General features: G+C 69.6%; 15 protein-coding genes. 7 read left to right on the forward strand and 8 right to left on the reverse strand.

What is annotated here, in order from left to right; all coding sequences use genetic code 11:
* Nucleotides 1-38 precede the first annotated feature (38 nt).
* Nucleotides 39-2,777 (reverse strand): ATP-binding protein, encoded by a 2,739-nt coding sequence (locus LFM09_RS05525; RefSeq protein ID WP_414095167.1) that lies wholly within the window; start codon nucleotides 2,775-2,777, stop codon nucleotides 39-41.
* A 366-nt stretch (nucleotides 2,778-3,143) separates the two neighbouring features.
* On the opposite strand from LFM09_RS05525, the gene LFM09_RS05530 reads away from it, so the two are divergent.
* From LFM09_RS05530 to LFM09_RS05545, 4 genes are read left to right on the forward strand one after another with little or no spacing between them, the layout of a single operon-like run.
* The gene (locus tag LFM09_RS05530; RefSeq protein WP_414095168.1) at nucleotides 3,144-3,500 is read left to right on the forward strand and encodes an RlpA-like double-psi beta-barrel domain-containing protein; all 357 of its coding nucleotides are present in this window, start codon (nucleotides 3,144-3,146) and stop codon (nucleotides 3,498-3,500) included.
* Between the two features lie 23 nt (nucleotides 3,501-3,523).
* On the forward strand, nucleotides 3,524-4,381 hold the full coding sequence (locus LFM09_RS05535) for a PfkB family carbohydrate kinase (protein WP_414095169.1): 858 nt from the start codon (nucleotides 3,524-3,526) through the stop codon (nucleotides 4,379-4,381).
* Nucleotides 4,382-4,424: 43 nt separating this feature from the next.
* Complete coding sequence (locus LFM09_RS05540) at nucleotides 4,425-5,168, forward strand: DUF4397 domain-containing protein (protein WP_414095170.1); 744 nt, start codon at nucleotides 4,425-4,427, stop codon at nucleotides 5,166-5,168.
* Between the two features lie 13 nt (nucleotides 5,169-5,181).
* The gene (locus tag LFM09_RS05545; RefSeq protein ID WP_414095171.1) at nucleotides 5,182-5,706 is read left to right on the forward strand and encodes a class F sortase; all 525 of its coding nucleotides are present in this window, start codon (nucleotides 5,182-5,184) and stop codon (nucleotides 5,704-5,706) included.
* Here LFM09_RS05545 and LFM09_RS05550 read toward each other — a convergent pair.
* Genes LFM09_RS05550 through LFM09_RS05570 form a run of 5 tightly spaced genes read right to left on the reverse strand, consistent with a single transcriptional unit; the run spans nucleotide 5,678 to nucleotide 10,613 of the window.
* Nucleotides 5,678-6,313, reverse strand: a complete 636-nt coding sequence (locus LFM09_RS05550; protein ID WP_414095172.1) for an ABC transporter ATP-binding protein — start codon at nucleotides 6,311-6,313, stop codon at nucleotides 5,678-5,680. The two genes, LFM09_RS05545 and LFM09_RS05550, sit on opposite strands and share 29 nt — an antisense overlap.
* Complete coding sequence (locus LFM09_RS05555) at nucleotides 6,295-7,197, reverse strand: ABC transporter ATP-binding protein (RefSeq protein ID WP_414095173.1); 903 nt, start codon at nucleotides 7,195-7,197, stop codon at nucleotides 6,295-6,297. The genes LFM09_RS05550 and LFM09_RS05555 overlap by 19 nt, the downstream gene beginning before the upstream one ends.
* The gene (locus LFM09_RS05560; protein ID WP_414095174.1) at nucleotides 7,191-8,075 is read right to left on the reverse strand and encodes an ABC transporter permease; all 885 of its coding nucleotides are present in this window, start codon (nucleotides 8,073-8,075) and stop codon (nucleotides 7,191-7,193) included. The genes LFM09_RS05555 and LFM09_RS05560 overlap by 7 nt, the downstream gene beginning before the upstream one ends.
* Nucleotides 8,068-9,045 (reverse strand): ABC transporter permease, encoded by a 978-nt coding sequence (locus tag LFM09_RS05565; RefSeq protein WP_414095175.1) that lies wholly within the window; start codon nucleotides 9,043-9,045, stop codon nucleotides 8,068-8,070. Before LFM09_RS05565 ends, LFM09_RS05560 begins: the two co-directional genes overlap by 8 nt.
* On the reverse strand, nucleotides 9,042-10,613 hold the full coding sequence (locus LFM09_RS05570; protein ID WP_414095176.1) for an ABC transporter substrate-binding protein: 1,572 nt from the start codon (nucleotides 10,611-10,613) through the stop codon (nucleotides 9,042-9,044). Before LFM09_RS05570 ends, LFM09_RS05565 begins: the two co-directional genes overlap by 4 nt.
* A 112-nt stretch (nucleotides 10,614-10,725) precedes the next feature.
* Here LFM09_RS05570 and LFM09_RS05575 point away from each other — a divergent pair, with 112 nt between their 5' ends.
* From LFM09_RS05575 to LFM09_RS05585, 3 genes are all read left to right on the forward strand, one after another.
* Nucleotides 10,726-10,908: a zinc transporter Slc39a7 gene (locus LFM09_RS05575; RefSeq protein WP_414095177.1), complete on the forward strand. Its 183-nt coding sequence runs from the start codon at nucleotides 10,726-10,728 to the stop codon at nucleotides 10,906-10,908.
* A 158-nt stretch (nucleotides 10,909-11,066) separates the two neighbouring features.
* Entirely contained in the window at nucleotides 11,067-11,594 is a 528-nt protein-coding gene (locus LFM09_RS05580) for an RICIN domain-containing protein (protein WP_414095178.1), read from the forward strand.
* A gap of 117 nt (nucleotides 11,595-11,711) precedes the next feature.
* Complete coding sequence (locus tag LFM09_RS05585; protein WP_414095179.1) at nucleotides 11,712-13,271, forward strand: hypothetical protein; 1,560 nt, start codon at nucleotides 11,712-11,714, stop codon at nucleotides 13,269-13,271.
* Between the two features lie 22 nt (nucleotides 13,272-13,293).
* Here LFM09_RS05585 and LFM09_RS05590 read toward each other — a convergent pair whose 3' ends face one another.
* Nucleotides 13,294-14,997, reverse strand: coding sequence for a dihydroxy-acid dehydratase (locus LFM09_RS05590; RefSeq protein ID WP_414095180.1), 1,704 nt, complete (start codon nucleotides 14,995-14,997; stop codon nucleotides 13,294-13,296).
* A 22-nt stretch (nucleotides 14,998-15,019) separates the two neighbouring features.
* The gene (locus LFM09_RS05595) at nucleotides 15,020-15,469 is read right to left on the reverse strand and encodes a Rieske (2Fe-2S) protein (RefSeq protein WP_414095181.1); all 450 of its coding nucleotides are present in this window, start codon (nucleotides 15,467-15,469) and stop codon (nucleotides 15,020-15,022) included.
* Nucleotides 15,470-15,479: the final 10 nt, after the last annotated feature.

A 15,479-nucleotide genomic window follows, 5' to 3' on the forward strand; every position in this document is an offset into this window, starting at 1 on the left:
TCCATGATCGGGAGTTACACCGCTCTTTTTACAGTCCCTCAAGCCTGGCACTGCGAGCACGGGTGGCCCGTCAGCACGCCAGCTGGTGCGTGGTTCGGGTCCCCGGTGAACCGAGCGAAGATCGCCGCCGCCTGTGCGTCCTCGCCGAGTGCGAGATGGGCCTCTGCCTGGCCGAGCAGATCGCCGGACTTCCGTTGCAGGTCGAGCGCTTCTGCCGCGAGATCCCGAGAGCCGAGGTGCGCAAGAGTCACGAGTGCGCGGCCTTGCTGCACCGGCAGGTCACGGGTGCGGGCGTCGTCCAGGGCGCGAGTGGCGAAGGCGTGGGCGGTGTCGAGGTCGCCCGAGGCCAGGTGCACGCGGGCGAGGTCGACGAGCATGCCGGGGGCCAGGTGGGTGTACTGCAGGTCGTTGGCGAGGCGTAGGGCGTGTTCCAGTTCGGCGATGGCGGTGGCGGAGCCCTGGTGGGCGTGGAGTTGGCCCAGCAGGGCGCGTGCGGTGGGTTCGTAGGGGAGGCCGGACGGGTCTGCGGCCAGGGTCAGAAGTTGTTGGACCTCGGCGATCGCGGTGAGAGTGTGGCCGGTGTCGCGGGCCATGGGAGCGCTGGCGCTCAGCGCCTGCATTCGCCACTGGAGTGCGCCGGTGTCCTGGGCCAGGAGGTTCAGGCGGTCGATCATCGCGGACGCTCTGTCCAGCAGGCCCAGCTGGCGGGTGACCTCGGCGATCGCGATCATCGTGGCCGGCAGCGTCACGGTTTGCTCGCTTTGGCCGCGGTGGTGCAGTTCCTCCTCGTGGTGTCGCAGCGCTTCGGCTGGGCGGCCCGAGTAGGTGAAGACCATGCCGATGCTGTTGTGGACGTCCGCGTGTTGTTCGGGTGTCGTGGCCAGGGCGGAGGCTGAGCGGAGGACGGCCAGGGTTTCGGTGAAGCGGCCGCGCATGCTGTGGCAGCGGGCGAGGTTTTGCAGCGCGTAGAGGTGGCCTTCCTGGGCTCCAGCCTGTTCGAACAGTGCTGCGGCCGTGATGAAGTCGGATGCGCCCAGCGAACCGTCGTCGGCCATGCGCACGGTGCCGATGGCGTGGTGCATCGCGGCCTGGCCCTGGAGGTCGCCTTCCTCCACGGCCACGGCCAGGCCGGTCTCGAACACCGAGAGGTCCGCGCGGCCGGTCAGCCACAGGTGGCGGCGGAGGGCGTCGGCCAGTTGCCAGGTGAAGCCGTGCGGGCGGGACAGGACGGCGGCCACGACGTTCTGGTGTTCGTCGTCCAGCCACGCGACCGCGTCGGTGGTCGAGTGGAACGTCACGGGCGTGTCGCGCGGTTGGCGGGTCATTTTCGGGGCCAGCAGGTCGCTTGCCGCGTCCGTGGTGTGCAGGTAGTGCGTTAGCAGGCGCGGCAGGGCAGAAATACGTTCGTCTGAGGTGAGTTGGTCGCGGGCGTAGGCGTGCAGGAGGTCGTGCATGCGGTAGCTGTTGCGGCGGTGGCGTTCCACGAGGCTCGCGTGTTCGAGCACGTCCAGCGCCGACGGGTCCGTGCCGAGCAGTGCTGCGGCTGCCTGCCGGGTGAACGACGGTCGCGGCACGAGGCCGAGCAGGCGGAAGAGTCGCGCGGCCGCAGAAGGCAAAGCACGGTAGGAGAACTCGAAGGCGGTGGTGACCAGGGGTGCGGCGGCCAGTGCGGTCACGGCGTCGCTGATCGGGGCGCGGCTCGTCGCGGCCACGCGCAGGGCCAGGGGTAGGTGGCCGCACAGGTGGGCCAGTTCGGCGGCGTTGGCGGAGCTGCCGGTCAGTGACGTGACCAACGCGCACGCCTCCGCCTCGGTGAGCACGCCGAGCGGCACCCGGTGGGCGTCGTTCAGGGCGACTAGGCCGCGCAGGTCGTTGCGGCTGGTTACGACGGCGGCGCAGCGCGGGTCCGCGGGCAGGAGGGGGCGGACCTGGTCCTCGCTTGCGGCGTTGTCCAGTACGACGAGCACTCGTTTGCCGGCTAGCAGGCTGCGGTACAGGGCCACCTGGTCGTCCAGCGTTCGCGGGACCTGTTGGTGGTGTGCGCCGAGCGCGCGCAGGAGCTCTCGCAACGCCTCGGACGGCGTGACCGGGCTGTCGGTGCCGAAGCCGTGCAGGTTCAGGAACAGCTTGCCGTCGGGGAAGTCCGCGTCGTGCGCCCACCGGACGGCCAGCGCGGTCTTGCCGACGCCGGGCGGACCGATGATCACCGAGAGCGGGCCGGTCAGGGATCGCAGGAGGTCCGAGCGGCCGACGAACGTGCGTGAGCCGGGAGGCAGGGCTGCCGGTCCGGTCTGCGCCAGCTCCTGGTGTTCGGCGGCGGCCTGGCTGCGCAGGTCGTCCAGGTGTGCGGCGAGATCGGGCAGCCGGCCGACGCCGGCCAGCGCCGGGCCGCGCCACAGGGCGAGTGCCGAGCGGTACGCGTCGGCAGCCGCGGGGAGGTCCTCGGCCAACCGCAACGCCCTGGCCCTGGTCAGGCGTTGCGTGAACTGGCTCAGGTCGGTCGGGCAGGACAGCCGGTAGCCGCCGGCGTCCGTGGTCACGGTCTCGGCGCCCAGCTTCGCGCGGAGCATGTGCACGCGTTTTTGCACCTGCTGGCGGTGCCGGGCAGGGAGGCGGGTGCCCCAGAGGGCGCGGGCGATGTCGTCGGCGGGGATCGGTGCGTCCACTGTGGACGCGAGCAGGGCCAGCAACGCCTGTTGTGCCGGGCCGCCGATGTCGATTGCGGTGTCGCCGATCCGGACGTCCAGTGCGCCCAGAACGCGAATGGTGACCAGCACTCGCCGCACCTTAGTCCAACGACGCTGCGCGACCCAGGCGTGTTGAGACGTACGTCATTTGTCGAGGGTGCACATCTGTTTCAAAGTCTGATCTGCTGCGACTTCTGAAACCGCGCAATGGTGGTGCCGCGGTTGATTTTGAGAAATGCGGTCTCGCCACCCGGGGCTCGTGAAGATCCTCGACACGTCCGAGGGTGTTGACCTGTACTGCTGATGCATGCATTTCAACGCGGCGTCACCTTCCGATGGCGCCGCGTTTTTATGAGCAATACTCGTGAGCATTCCTCGAATGGTGGACCACTTGGAAGTGGGGCAGGATCGTCTGCCCTCACTGAATGTGCAGCTCTCCGATCGAGGAGGTAGCTCATGCGTGGGAAGACAATTCTCGGAGCGACCCTGGCCGCTGTTTTCGCCGTGTCCGTCGCGCCGCCGGCCTCGGCGATCACCATCGGCACGGCCGGGCTCTTCGTCCCGCTGGTGACCACGTGCGGTCTGCTGCCGCCGCTGTTCGAGGACACCGCCTCGGTGCCCGCCGAGGCATTCGACGAGCACGGGTGTGGCGCCGAGATCGTGGTCGAGAAGGGTGGCCAGACGGTGACCGCCAAGGTGACGAACAGATGCCTGCCCTGCGCCGACGGCGACATCGACCTCAGTCCCGGCGCGTTCAACAAGATCGCCCGGCCGGACGAGGGCCGGGTCAGGGTGAACTGGGACTTCATCTGATCGCCGCTGGGTAGTCCATCACGGTGGACGAGATCGTCGTGGTGGGACAGATAGCGCGGGACCTGGTGCTCGTCGTCGACGACGTGCCAGGTCCCGGTGAGGCGGCGCCGGTGCGGGAGCGCCGCGAGATGCTCGGCGGCAAGGGCGCCAACATCGCGGTCGGCCTGGCTCAGCTCGGCGCGGCGGTCCGGCTCGTGGGCGTGGTCGGTGACGACGACGTCGGCGAACGGCTGATCGCGCGGGCGGCGGCGGACGGGATCGGCACCGAGTCGGTCGTGCGGCGGGCGGGCTGCGCGACCGGGTTGATCGTGAACGTGGTGGCCGACGGCTGGCGCTACTTCGAAGACCTCCCTGACGGGGTGCTGCTCAGGGAGACGGACATACCCCTGGATGTCGTGGCGGGTGCCGCCGCCGTGATCCTGCAGCTGCAGCAGCCTCCTGAGGTGGCGCTGAAGGCGGCACGGACGGCGCAGGGGTGCGTGGTGCTCGACGGGTCCCCGGAACGGCTGCGAGACGAACTGCTTGCGTGTGCGGACGTCGTGCGGGCCGACCACCGCGAGGCCGAACTGCTGTCCGGCCGCCGGATCGCCGGTGCCGATGACGCGATCCGGGCGGCACGGGAGGTCATGGCGCACGGTCCCGGGCTGGTGGCGTTCGCTGTGGACGGTGTGGGCGATGTGTTCGCCTGGGACGAGGGTGAACTCGTGTTGCCGCTCGGGGACGCCGAAGTGGTCGACACGACCGGTGGCGGTGACGCGTTCGTGGCCGCGCTGACGTTCGCTCTCGACCGCGGACCCGAGGAGGCCGCTGAGCTGGCCGTGCGGGCCTCCGGGGCCACCGTCGCGCACCCCGGTGGGCGGCCGAACCTCACCCGGTTGTGATCTGGCGCGATACCGTTACGTGGTCCGGTGAGGGGAGGTCTGCGTGCGAGTGCTCGCTGTCGTGCTGTTGTTGCTGCTGTCTGCCGCGCCCGCGCAGGCGGCGACAGGCACGTACCTGCGCCTGGGGCACTTCTCGATGGACCAGGCGCGGGTCGACGCCACTCTCGACGGCGTGCGGCTCGGCACGCTCGACTACGCCCAGCTCTACGACTACCGGCGCGTCGAGCCGGGGGATCACGTGGTCGAGTTCCGGACCGCCGGGGCCGACCCCGGTTCGCCGGTGCTGCGGTCGGTCCTGGTCTCGGCTGCTGCGGGCAAGGCGTACACGGCGATCGACATCGCCTCCGCGATGAAGGTCCTGGAGGACGACGTCAGCCTGCCGCCGAACGGGCAGGCGCGCCTGCGGGTGATCAACGCCGGTGACGCCGAGATGGACCTCCTGCGCGGCAGCGTGTTCGTGCACCGCAACGTGCAGGCGAGCTCGACGACCGGATACGCGGTCATGCTGCCCGGTTCGGACGCCCTGCAGGTGCTGCCGCGCGGCAAGGACTCGACGAGGCTCGAAGCGACGCTGGAGGCCGGCGCGGTCTACTCGCTGCTGGTCAGCGCGCGGCGGATCGAGCTGCGGACGGACGCCAAGGGCGCCGAGGTCGTGCCGGGTGGCGGGCAGGAGACCGGGTTCGGCGGCATGGCCGGTGGCTGGGACTGGCTGACGGCGCTGGTCATCGCGTTGATCGTCGGTGTCGCGATGTTCTCGGTGCGCGGCCGGCTGTTCCGGTTCGGCTGACAGGTCCCGGCTGATGAGCAAGGGCAAGCTCATGATGGGCGCGGCCATCGTGGTCGCGTTGATCTACATCGTGAAGGACCCCGGCGCGGAGAAGGCGCCCGAGCCGGTGACCGTGCGGATTCCGTCGATCGGCGTCGACACCTCGCTGGAGGCGTTGAAGGTGGACTCCGCGGGGACGCTGGAGCCGCCCACGCGGGCGGACAAGGCCGGTTGGTACGCCAAGGGGGTCGCGCCGGGCGACGCCGGGCCGGCGATGATCGCGGGGCACGTCGACTCGAAGACCGGGCCGGGCGTGTTCTACCGGCTGCCCGAGCTGAAGCCGGGTGCCGAGGTGCTGGTGGAGCGGGAGGACGGCAGCACCTTGACGTTCGTCGTGAGCAACACGGTCACGACGGAGAAGACCGCGTTCCCGACCGCCGGTGTGTACGGGCCGACGCCGTTGTCCGAGCTGCGGCTGGTGACGTGCGGGGGCGACTTCGACCGGGTCGCGGGCAGCTACCGCAACAACGTCATCGTGGAAGCGGTGCTGAAAGCCTGACGGTCTCGTCGGCCCATCTGGCGAGAAGCGTGTTGTCGTGCGAGATCGCGAACACTCCGGCGTTGGTCTCCTGCTGGTAGGCACGGATCACGGCCACGAGCGCGGCCGTGGTGGAGGCGTCCAGCATCGTCGTCATCTCGTCGCAGATCAGGTACCTCGGTTTGAGGGCGAGCGCGCGGGCGAGGCAGGCGCGTTGCAGCTGGCCGTCGCTGACCTCGTGCGGCCTGCGGTCCAGCAGGTCCGCGGTGAGCATGACGAGGTCGGCGAGGTCTTCGACGTCGTTGTGGGGCAAGGGTTCCGCGATGGCCTGTCGGAGGGTGAAGCGCGGGTCGACGCTCAGCCTGGGTTGCTGGAACAGCACGCCGACGCTGGTGCGTTGGGCGGCCTTGAACCGGAACCTGGTGACGGTCTCGCCGTCGATGCTGACGGTTCCGGAGAACGGCTTGTGCAGCAACGCGAGCACGCGGGCCAACGTGGACTTGCCTGAGCCGCTCGGGCCGGCGAGCCCGATCGTCTGTCCTTCGCGGACGGTCAGGCTCACGCCGGTGATCACCGGCTTCTGGTAGCCGGCGGTGATGTCGTGCGCGGTCAGCACGGCTGGTGGCACGCGACGGCGTGCGGGTCGTCGGTGAGCACGGGGCGGTCCTCGCAGATCTCGGTGGCCTGCTCGCAGCGCGGGGCGAACGCGCAGCCCCTCGGCAGGTCGGTGAGCAGGGGCGGCTGGCCGGGAATCGGGACGAACGCCCGGTCCGGCAACGCGTTCGCCAAGCCGCGGCTGTAGGGGTGTTTGGCGTTGTCGAGCACGTCGTGGGCGGGCCCGACCTCCACGATCCGGCCCGCGTACATCACCGCGATCCGGTCGGCGATCCGGTGCGCCGCCGCGAGGTCGTGCGTGATCAGCAGCACCGCGTGCCCGTCGTCGACCAGCCTGCGGAACTCGTCGAGCAGCCCGTCGACGAGGTCGCGGTCGAGGCCGGTGGTGGGTTCGTCCGCGATCAGCAGCCACGGGTCGCCGACGAGCGCCAACGCGTTCGCGACGCGCTGCGCCATGCCGCCGGACAGCTCGTGCGGATACCGGTCGAGGTGTTCTTCTCGCAGCCCAGCCCTTTCCGCGGCACGCCGGGCGTCGCCGCCGAGGATCCTGGCTGCCTCTTCGAGCTGCGACCGGGCCGTCCGGACCGGGGTCAGATGGCTCGCCGGGCTCTGCGGGATGAGCCCGATCTGCCTGCCGCGGATCTTGGTCGCGAGCTCGTGGTCGGTGGCCTGCAGGAGATCCACTTCGCCGAGCCTCGCGCTGCCCCTGGTTTCCGCGTTGCCCGGCAGGAAGCCGAGAAGCGCACTCGCCAGCACCGTCTTGCCGCAGCCGGACTCGCCGACCAGCGCCACGCACTCGCCGGGCCGGATGCCGATCGACACGTCGTTCACGGCCTCCACGGTCGCGCCCTTGAGCGCGAACCGCACCGACAGCCCGTCGATCTCCAGGTTCACCACGTCAGCTCCGTGCGCCGCTTGGGGTTGAGCCGATCCCGCCACACACCGCTCACCCCGGACACCGCGAGGGTGGTGATGATCAGCAGCGCGCCGGGTGCCAGCGACATCCACCAGCCGCCGATGAGCAACGACCGCTGGGCGTCGTTGATCATGTTGCCGATGCTGGCGGCGTGCGGCGGCAACCCCAGTCCCAGGAACGACAACGCCGTCTCGTGCCACACCGCGTGCGGCACCATCAACGTCGTCGCGAGCAGGATCTGCGGCGCGACGTTCGGCAGCAGGTGGCGGAGGAGGACCTGGGTGCGAGAGGCGCCGCCGACGATCGCCGCGTCGATGAACGGCCTGCTGTTGAGCGACAACACCTCCGACCGCACGATCCGCGCCGCGGTGAGCCAGTGCGTCAGGGCGATCGAGATGATCACCGCACTCAGGCTGGGCCGCAGGATCGCGACGATCACGATGCCCAGCAACAGGTGCGGCACCGACGCGACCGCGTCCACGAGCCGCATCAGCACCCGGTCGAACCAGCCGCCGACCGACCCGGCCAGCGCCCCGACCGCCGTGCCGACCACCGCCGAGATGACCGCGGCGACGATCCCCACGGTGAGGGAGACCCTTAGCGCGTAGACGCACCTGAGCAGCACGTCCCGCCCGAGTTCGTCGGTGCCGAAGAGATGTCCCGCGCTGGGTGGCTGGTTGGCGATCGCGAGGTCGACGTACTGCTCGTTGAGGTCGACGGCCAGCGGGACGATCACGACGGCCAGCGCGACCATCGCCAGGATCGTCGCCGAGGGGATGAGACGCCTGCGTGGTGAGTGGGACGGGCCGGCGGCGGTGAGGCGCGAGCGCGGTGCGGGGCGCCAGGTCAGGTCAGCCATCGAGCGCCACCCTCGGATCAGCCAGCGCGTACAGGACGTCGGCCAGCAGGTTGCCCACCAGCACGACCCCGGTCGCCATCACCGTCAACGCCCCCAACAGCGCGAAGTCGACGTTCAACGCAGCCTCCACGGTCGCGCGCGCAATGCCCGGCCACGAGAACACCGTCTCGACCAGCAACGCTCCCGTGATCAGCTCCGGCAACCGCGCCCCCAGCAACGTGAGGAACGGCAGCAGCGACGTCCGCAACGCGTGCCCGGACACCACCAGCCGATCCGGCAAGCCACGGGCACGCGCCCCGATGACGTGGTCCTGCGTGAACGACTCCAGCAGGTTCTGCCGCACGAACAACACGAACCACGGCGCCTGCGAGATCGCCAGCACCGCCACCGGCAACACCATGTGCACGGCGACCCCGCCAACCGTGACCGGCTCGGCCCCTGTCGTCACGCCGCCACCCGGCAACCACCGCAGCTGCAACGCGAACACGTACAGCACCGCCAGCCCGACCCAGAACACCGGCGCGGCCTCCAGCGCGTAACAGCCGCCCGTGACCGCCCGGTCCAGCCACGAGCCCTGCCGCCACGCCGCCGTCGTGCCGAGGAGAAGTCCCAGCAGCAGCGCCAGGGTGAAGCCGACCGAGACCAGCAGCACCGTCCACCCGAGACGGTCGCCGATCACCGCCGACACGGGTTGCTGCAGTGACAGGGAATCACCGAGGTCTCCGGCCACCGCGTGCCGCAGCCAGGCCCAGTACTGCGCGACGACCGGCTCGTCGACGCCCCAGTTCGCGCGCAGCTGGGCGACGCGCTCTGGGGAGGCGCCGATGATGCGCACGCCGAAGTAGCGCTCGACCGGGTCGAAGGGCGAGGCCTTGGCCAGCACGAACAGGGCGAAGCTGACCACGAGCAGGACGGGCACCGCGAAAGCGAGGCGGCGCAGGGCGACCTTGCCGATGGCGCGGACCCTCACGACTTCGGTGTCCAGCGCTCGAGGTTCCACCACACGGCGTGCACCAGCCCGTGGTCGTGCGGCTCGACCTGCGTCTCCTGGCCGGTCCACCTGTCGCGCAACACGTAGGTGTGGTCGAGGAACACCAGGAACGCCCAGCCGGGATCGGCGACGTAAGCCCGCTGGAAGTCGAGGTAGGCCTGCTTGCGCACCGCCGGGTCGAGGCTGCGGCGGCCGAGGTCCAGCGCGGTGTCCACAGTGGAGTTGCGGTACAGCGACATGTTCACGTAGCCCGGCTGGCCCGCGTAACGGGAGTGCAGCAGCGTGTAGGCCGCGGTGTCCGGGTCGTAGGGTTCGCCGCCGCCCCAGATCGAGGCGGCCTCCTTCTGGCGCTGCAGCATGATGTCGAACGTCGTGGCCTCGGCGGGAGCGTCGATGCCGAGCTTGGCGATGTCGGAGGCGGCGGCCAGGGCCAGTTCCTTGCGCAGCACGTCGGGAGCCGGGTAGAGCACCGGCAGTCGGGCAGGCTGGCCGTCGCGGGTGCGTTTGCCGTCGGCGCCCTTGCGCCAGCCCGCCTCGTCGAGAAGTTTCTCGGCCTCGGTGACGTCGTAGGCGAACGTGGCGCTGGAGTCGTACCAGGACTTGAGGTGGGGCGAGATCGGGGTGGCGGCGGGCTTGCCGGAGCCGGCGAGCACGGCGTCGATCATGGCCTGGCGGTTGATGCCCAGGTTGATCGCCCGGCGTACGCGGGGATCGGAGGTCAACAGGAGTTCCGAGGGCAGGCTGAGGCCGCGGTAGTCGGCGGACGGGTTCTGGATGACCCGGTAGCCGGTCTTCGTGTCGTAGGACCGCGCGAGTTTGGGCGGCAGGACGGTGCCGTCGAACTCGCCTGCGGCCATGCGGGTCGCGCGGGCGTTGTCGTCGGGCACGAAGACGACGGTCACGGTCTTGATCGCGGGCGCGCCGCCCCAGTACCTGTCGTTGGCGCGCAACACCAACCGGTCGCCCTTGCGCCATTCGGCGACGGTGTACGGGCCGGTGCCGACCGGCGCGGTGTTGAAGGGCGCGCTGTTGATGTCCGTGCCGGCGAACCGGGCCGCGGGCACGACGCCGAGCGTCAGCTGCTCCGCGAAAGGCGCGTAGGCGTAGGACAACGTGAAGGTGACGGTGTGCTGGTCGACCACTTGAACGTCGGCCAGGGCGTCGAAGCGGGAGGCGATCGTGGAGTTCACCTTCTTGTCCAGCACGGACTTGTAGGTGAACACGACGTCCTGGGCGGACACCGGGGTGCCGTCGGAGAACGTGATGTCCGCGCGCAGCTTGGCGGTCCAGGTCAGGCCGTCGGGACTGGCCGTGGGCAGTTCGACCGCCAGCGCCGGACGCAGAGCCAGTGAGGCGTCCCTGGTCACCAGGCCGTCGAAGATCTTCGCGGCGCCGTCGGGGGCGTAGCCGAGGATCGGGTTGAGGTTCTCCGGCTCACTGCCCGCGCCGATCACGATGGACGTCGCCGTCCCGGTCGCCTCGCCGTCCGGGGACGCGCACCCGGCCACCAGCACGACGGTCAGCAGCGCGAATACCGCTCGGCGCATCCAGTTCCTCCCAGGTGTCCGTGTTGCCGGAAGCAGCTAACAGCAAAAAACTTGCAATAAGCAAGACCTTGCACCTCTGCGCGCTGGTCGGAGACGTGCCAGCATCCGGCACATGACCAATGGAGTGCACTCACACGAGCACAGCCACGGCGACATGACCCACACGCATCCGCACGGGGCTCACTCACACGAACACGTCGAGCACGAGCACACCCACACCCACGGCGGCGAGACGCACTCGCACACCCACGTGCACGACGCTGGGCACGTGGAGGAACACGAGCACTCGCACTGAGCGGTACCAGGAACGGCTGAATCGATGCCCGTTGATTAGAGTTTTTCTTCAGCTTCCACCTGCCGATCCTGAACAACTTCGCCGCGCTACAACGAGACAGTCCTCGGATCGAGGACTGGGGGTCTCGATGCGCCGTTCGGCGCGGAGCGGAGAAGGTCGTGCTCAAAAAGCTGACAGCACTGGGAATCGCCGTGCTCGCGGTGTTCGCCACGACAACGGGGGTCGCCACGGCGGCGGACAGCAGACGGCTGGTCGCCCAGGCCGGATGGGTCGTCATCCACAGCCACTACAACGGCAACACCCAGTGCCTCGACGGGGGCGCCGGTGCGGCCGGCAACGGCAAGCAGGTCGTGCTGTGGCGCTGTGACGGTTCGCCGGAGCAGCGGTGGTACTCCGACGACAACTTCAGGCTGATCAACGGGCGGCACCAGACGCTGTGCCTGGACGCCGACACCAACGGCGGGGGTGCGAACGGAACCAAGGTGCAGCTGTGGCAGTGCAACTGGGAGTCGCAGCAGAGGTGGTTCATGAGGGCGAATGACCTCGCCATCTACAACGAGCGTTTCCACGCCGGCTACAACGTCGTGCTGGACCGCGACATCAACGTGCCGGGCAACGGTGCGCGCGCCCAGCTGTGGCAGAAGAACTTCCAGTCGCAGCAGTGGTGGTGGATCGAAGGGGTGTGACCGGAGCCGGCTGGGACAGGCCGGCCGGAATTTCGCCGGCCTGTCCCTGATCCGCCCGATTGGCTAAGCTGTGCGCCAACTGCCGCCTTCCACGTTGACGCGGCAGGAGTAATGCGAGTGTCTCGATCGGCGAAAATCCTTGCGGCGCTGGTCCTTCTCAGCAGCCTGACCCCGGTCGCCCACGCGGCACCGGCGTGCTGGCAGGAGTTCTGCGGCAGCTACCCACCGGCGAACCAGCCAGGCCAGTGGTCGTCGGCGCACGTCTCGTACGGCACGGACGGCAAGCTGAAGTACGCGTCCGACAGCGCGCGCAACCGCGTGCCGGACTTCAGCTACGTCGGCTACCACCACGGCGAGAAGCCGTTGCCGACCGTGCCCGACGTGCTCACGATCAACCCGGTCACCGGCGACAACACCGCCCACATCCAGAAAGCGATCGACCAGGTCGGCGCCCGCACCCCCGACGCGAACGGGCATCGCGGCGCGGTGAAGCTCGCGGCCGGCCGCTACGACATCCGCGGTACCGTGCGGATCAAGCACAGCGGCGTGGTGCTCCGCGGATCCGGCGATGCCACCACGTTGTTCGGCCGCGGCGACACGCCGCACCAGCGCACGGTCGTCGTGCTCGGCAGCGACGCGAAGACCCCGTGGACGACCGGCGCGACCACCGAGGTGACCACACCGTTCGTGCAGGTCGGGTCGCTCAGCCTGGAGGTCGCGAACGCCACGCAGTTCAAGGTGGGCCAGGAGGTCGTCGTCAAGCACCCGTCGTCCCAGAAGTGGATCAACGCGGTCGACGGCGGCGGCACCGTGAACTCGCCGGATTGGACCGCAGGCTCGATGGATCTCCACTGGGTGCGCCGGATCAAGGCCGTCGACGGCCGCAAGCTCACGTTCGACGCGCCGATCTACAACCACCTCGACCGGTCGTTGACCATCTCCACGGTCGCGCCGGTGACCGCGCGGAACCTCGTCAGCGAGGCCGGCGTGGAGAGCCTGCGCGTCGACATCGAGACCAAGGGCGGCGAGGACGAGAACCACGCGTGGAACGCCATCGGGGTGTACGGCGCGGACAACAGCTGGGTGCGGGGCGTCAAGACGCGCTACTTCGGCTACGCGGGCGTGGTGACCGAACGATCCGTGCGCATCACCGTGAAGGACGCGCAGGCCACGGACCCGGTGGCGGTCCGCACGGGTGGCCGCATGTACAACTTCGCCGCGAACACCAACTCGCACCTCATCCTGTTCACCGGCCTGCACGCGTCCAAGGCGCGGCACGCGTTCGTCAGCAACGGAGCCAACTCCGTCGCCGGCGTCGTGTGGCATCGGGCCACTGTGGACGGTGGTGACGCCGAGGCGCACCGGCGGTGGAGCCAGGGCCTGCTGTTCGACAACATCCGCGAGGTCGGCAACCGCGGCAACCAGGCCAAGCTGATGAACCGCGGCGACTACGGCACCTCGCACGGCTGGGGCGCGGCGCATTCGGTGATCTGGGACTACAACAAGGAAATGGTCGTCCAGAAGCCGCCGACCGCGCAGAACTACGCCGTCTCCAACGAGGGCACGCGGCGGTCGCAGCCGTACTTCCCCGGGCCGTGGGGGAGCATCGAGATCAAGACCGGGCCGCTGGTGCCGGCGTCGTTGTACGAGGCCCAGGTGGTCGATCGGCTGAAGTGACCCTCCGCTGAAGTGACCCTGCTCAGTGTGACTCGCGGGTGACGTCGCTGCCGCTGGAGCCGACCAGGAAGTCCAGGTCGGCTCCGGTGTCGGCGCCCAGCACGTGGTCGATGTAGAGGCGCTCCCAGCCGCGTTTCGGTGCGGCGAACGCCTGGGACATCGCCTCGCCGGGGGTGCGGCTGAGGAAGTCCGGCGCCTCCACGTCGATCCGCCGGTTCTCCACGTCCAGCACGATGACGTCGCCGGTGCGGACCAGGCCGAGCGGTCCGCCCGCGGCCGCTTCCGGTGCCACGTGCAGGACGACGGTGCCGTACGCGGTGCCGCTCATGCGTCCGTCGCAGATGCGGACCATGTCGCGCACGCCCTGTTCCAGCAACTTCTTGGGCAGCGGCATGTTCGACACCTCTGGCATGCCCGGGTAGCCGCGCGGGCCGCAGCCGCGCAGGATCAGCACGGAGTCCGCGTCGACGTCGAGATCGGGGTCGTCGACCCGGGCGTGGAAGTCCTCGATGCTGTCGAACACCACGGCTTTTCCGCGGTGCTGCAACAGGTGTGCGGACGCGGCAGCCGGTTTGATCAACGCGCCGGACGGGGCGAGGTTGCCGCGCAGGACCGCGATGCCGCCCTCGGCGATGATCGGGGTCTCGCGTGCGCGGATCACCTCGGGGTCCCAGATCGGGGCGTCGTCGAGGTAGTCGACGAGCGGGTTTCCGGTGACGCTCAACGCTTCCGGGTCGAGCAGATCACGCACCTCGCGCAGCACGGCGAGAAGCCCGCCCGCGCGGTGGAAGTCCTCCATCAGGAAACGGCCCGCTGGCTGGAGATCCACCAGCAACGGGACACCGGAGCCGATGCGGTCGAAGTCGTCGAGTGTCAGGTCGACGCCCAGCCGGCCGGCGATCGCGAGCAGGTGCACCACTGCGTTGGTCGAGCCGCCGATCGCGGCCAGCGCGACGATCGCGTTGTGGAAGTTCGCCTTCGTCAGGAAGGTGCTGGGCCTGCGGTCCTTCTCGATCAGCTCGACGATCAGCCGGCCGGTGCCGTGCGAGGCCTCCAGCAGCCTGCTGTCCGGCGCCGGGGTGCCCGCGACGCCGGGGACGACGGTGCCGAGCGCCTCCGCCACCAGGGCCATAGTCGAGGCGGTGCCCATGGTGTTGCAGTGGCCGCGGCTGCGGATCATCGCGGACTCGGAGCGCATGAAGGCTTCCTGCGACAACGTGCCGGCGCGGACTTCCTCCGACAGCCGCCAGACGTCGGTGCCGCAGCCCAGCGGGACACCGCGGAACGTGCCGGTCAGCATCGGCCCGCCGGGCACCACGACCGCGGGGATGTCGACGGACGCGGCGGCCATCAGGAGCGCGGGAATCGTTTTGTCGCAACCGCCGAGCAGTACCACGCCGTCGACGGGGTTGGCGCGCAACATCTCCTCGGCGGCCATCGCGGCCATGTTGCGCCACAGCATCGCGGTGGGGCGGACGTTGGTCTCGCCGAGCGACACCACCGGCAGGTTCAACGGGATGCCGCCCGCCTCGTGCACGCCGTTCGACACCGAGGCCGCGACCTCGTTCAGGTGCGCGTTGCACGGGGTGAGGTCGGAGGCCGTGTTGGCGATGGCGATCTGCGGTCTGGCGAAGGCGTCGGAAGGCGTACCGCGGCGCATCCAGGCGCGGTGGATGTAGGCGTTGCGGTCGTCACCCGCGTACCACTGCTCGCTGCGAAGTCTCACGGCACGCCTCCTCGACGACAAACTACGCCACCACGATGTCGTCTCCCTTGATCTTGGTCTTGATCAGCGGCAACGGCTTCTTGGCCGGTCCGCTCTTGCGCTTGCCGTCGACCGAGCTGAACCGGCTGTCGTGACACCAGCAGATGATCAGGTTGTTGTCGACCTCGCTGCACATGCAGCCGGCGTGCGTGCACTTCGCGTCGAACGCCGTGTAGGTGTTCTTCTTCGGCTGCGCGACGACGACTGACGTCTCGTCATCGAAGTAGACGACGACACCGCCGTTCAACGGGACGTCGGCCTTCTTCGCGAGGACCGTGCCGGGCGGGAGCTTCCCGCACGGCTGTGTGTCGGCGGCATCGGTCGCGGCTGCGGCGGTGCCGGCGGTCAGAACTGTCGCTGCCGCGGCGCAACCACCGATGAAGCAGCGGCGGCTCACGGCGCTGGGCGTGGCGGGGGTGTTCGGGAACTCCATCTCGAAGCGC

Source organism: Lentzea alba (assembly GCF_047445655.1).
Classification (GTDB): Bacteria; Actinomycetota; Actinomycetes; order Mycobacteriales; family Pseudonocardiaceae; genus Lentzea; species Lentzea alba_A.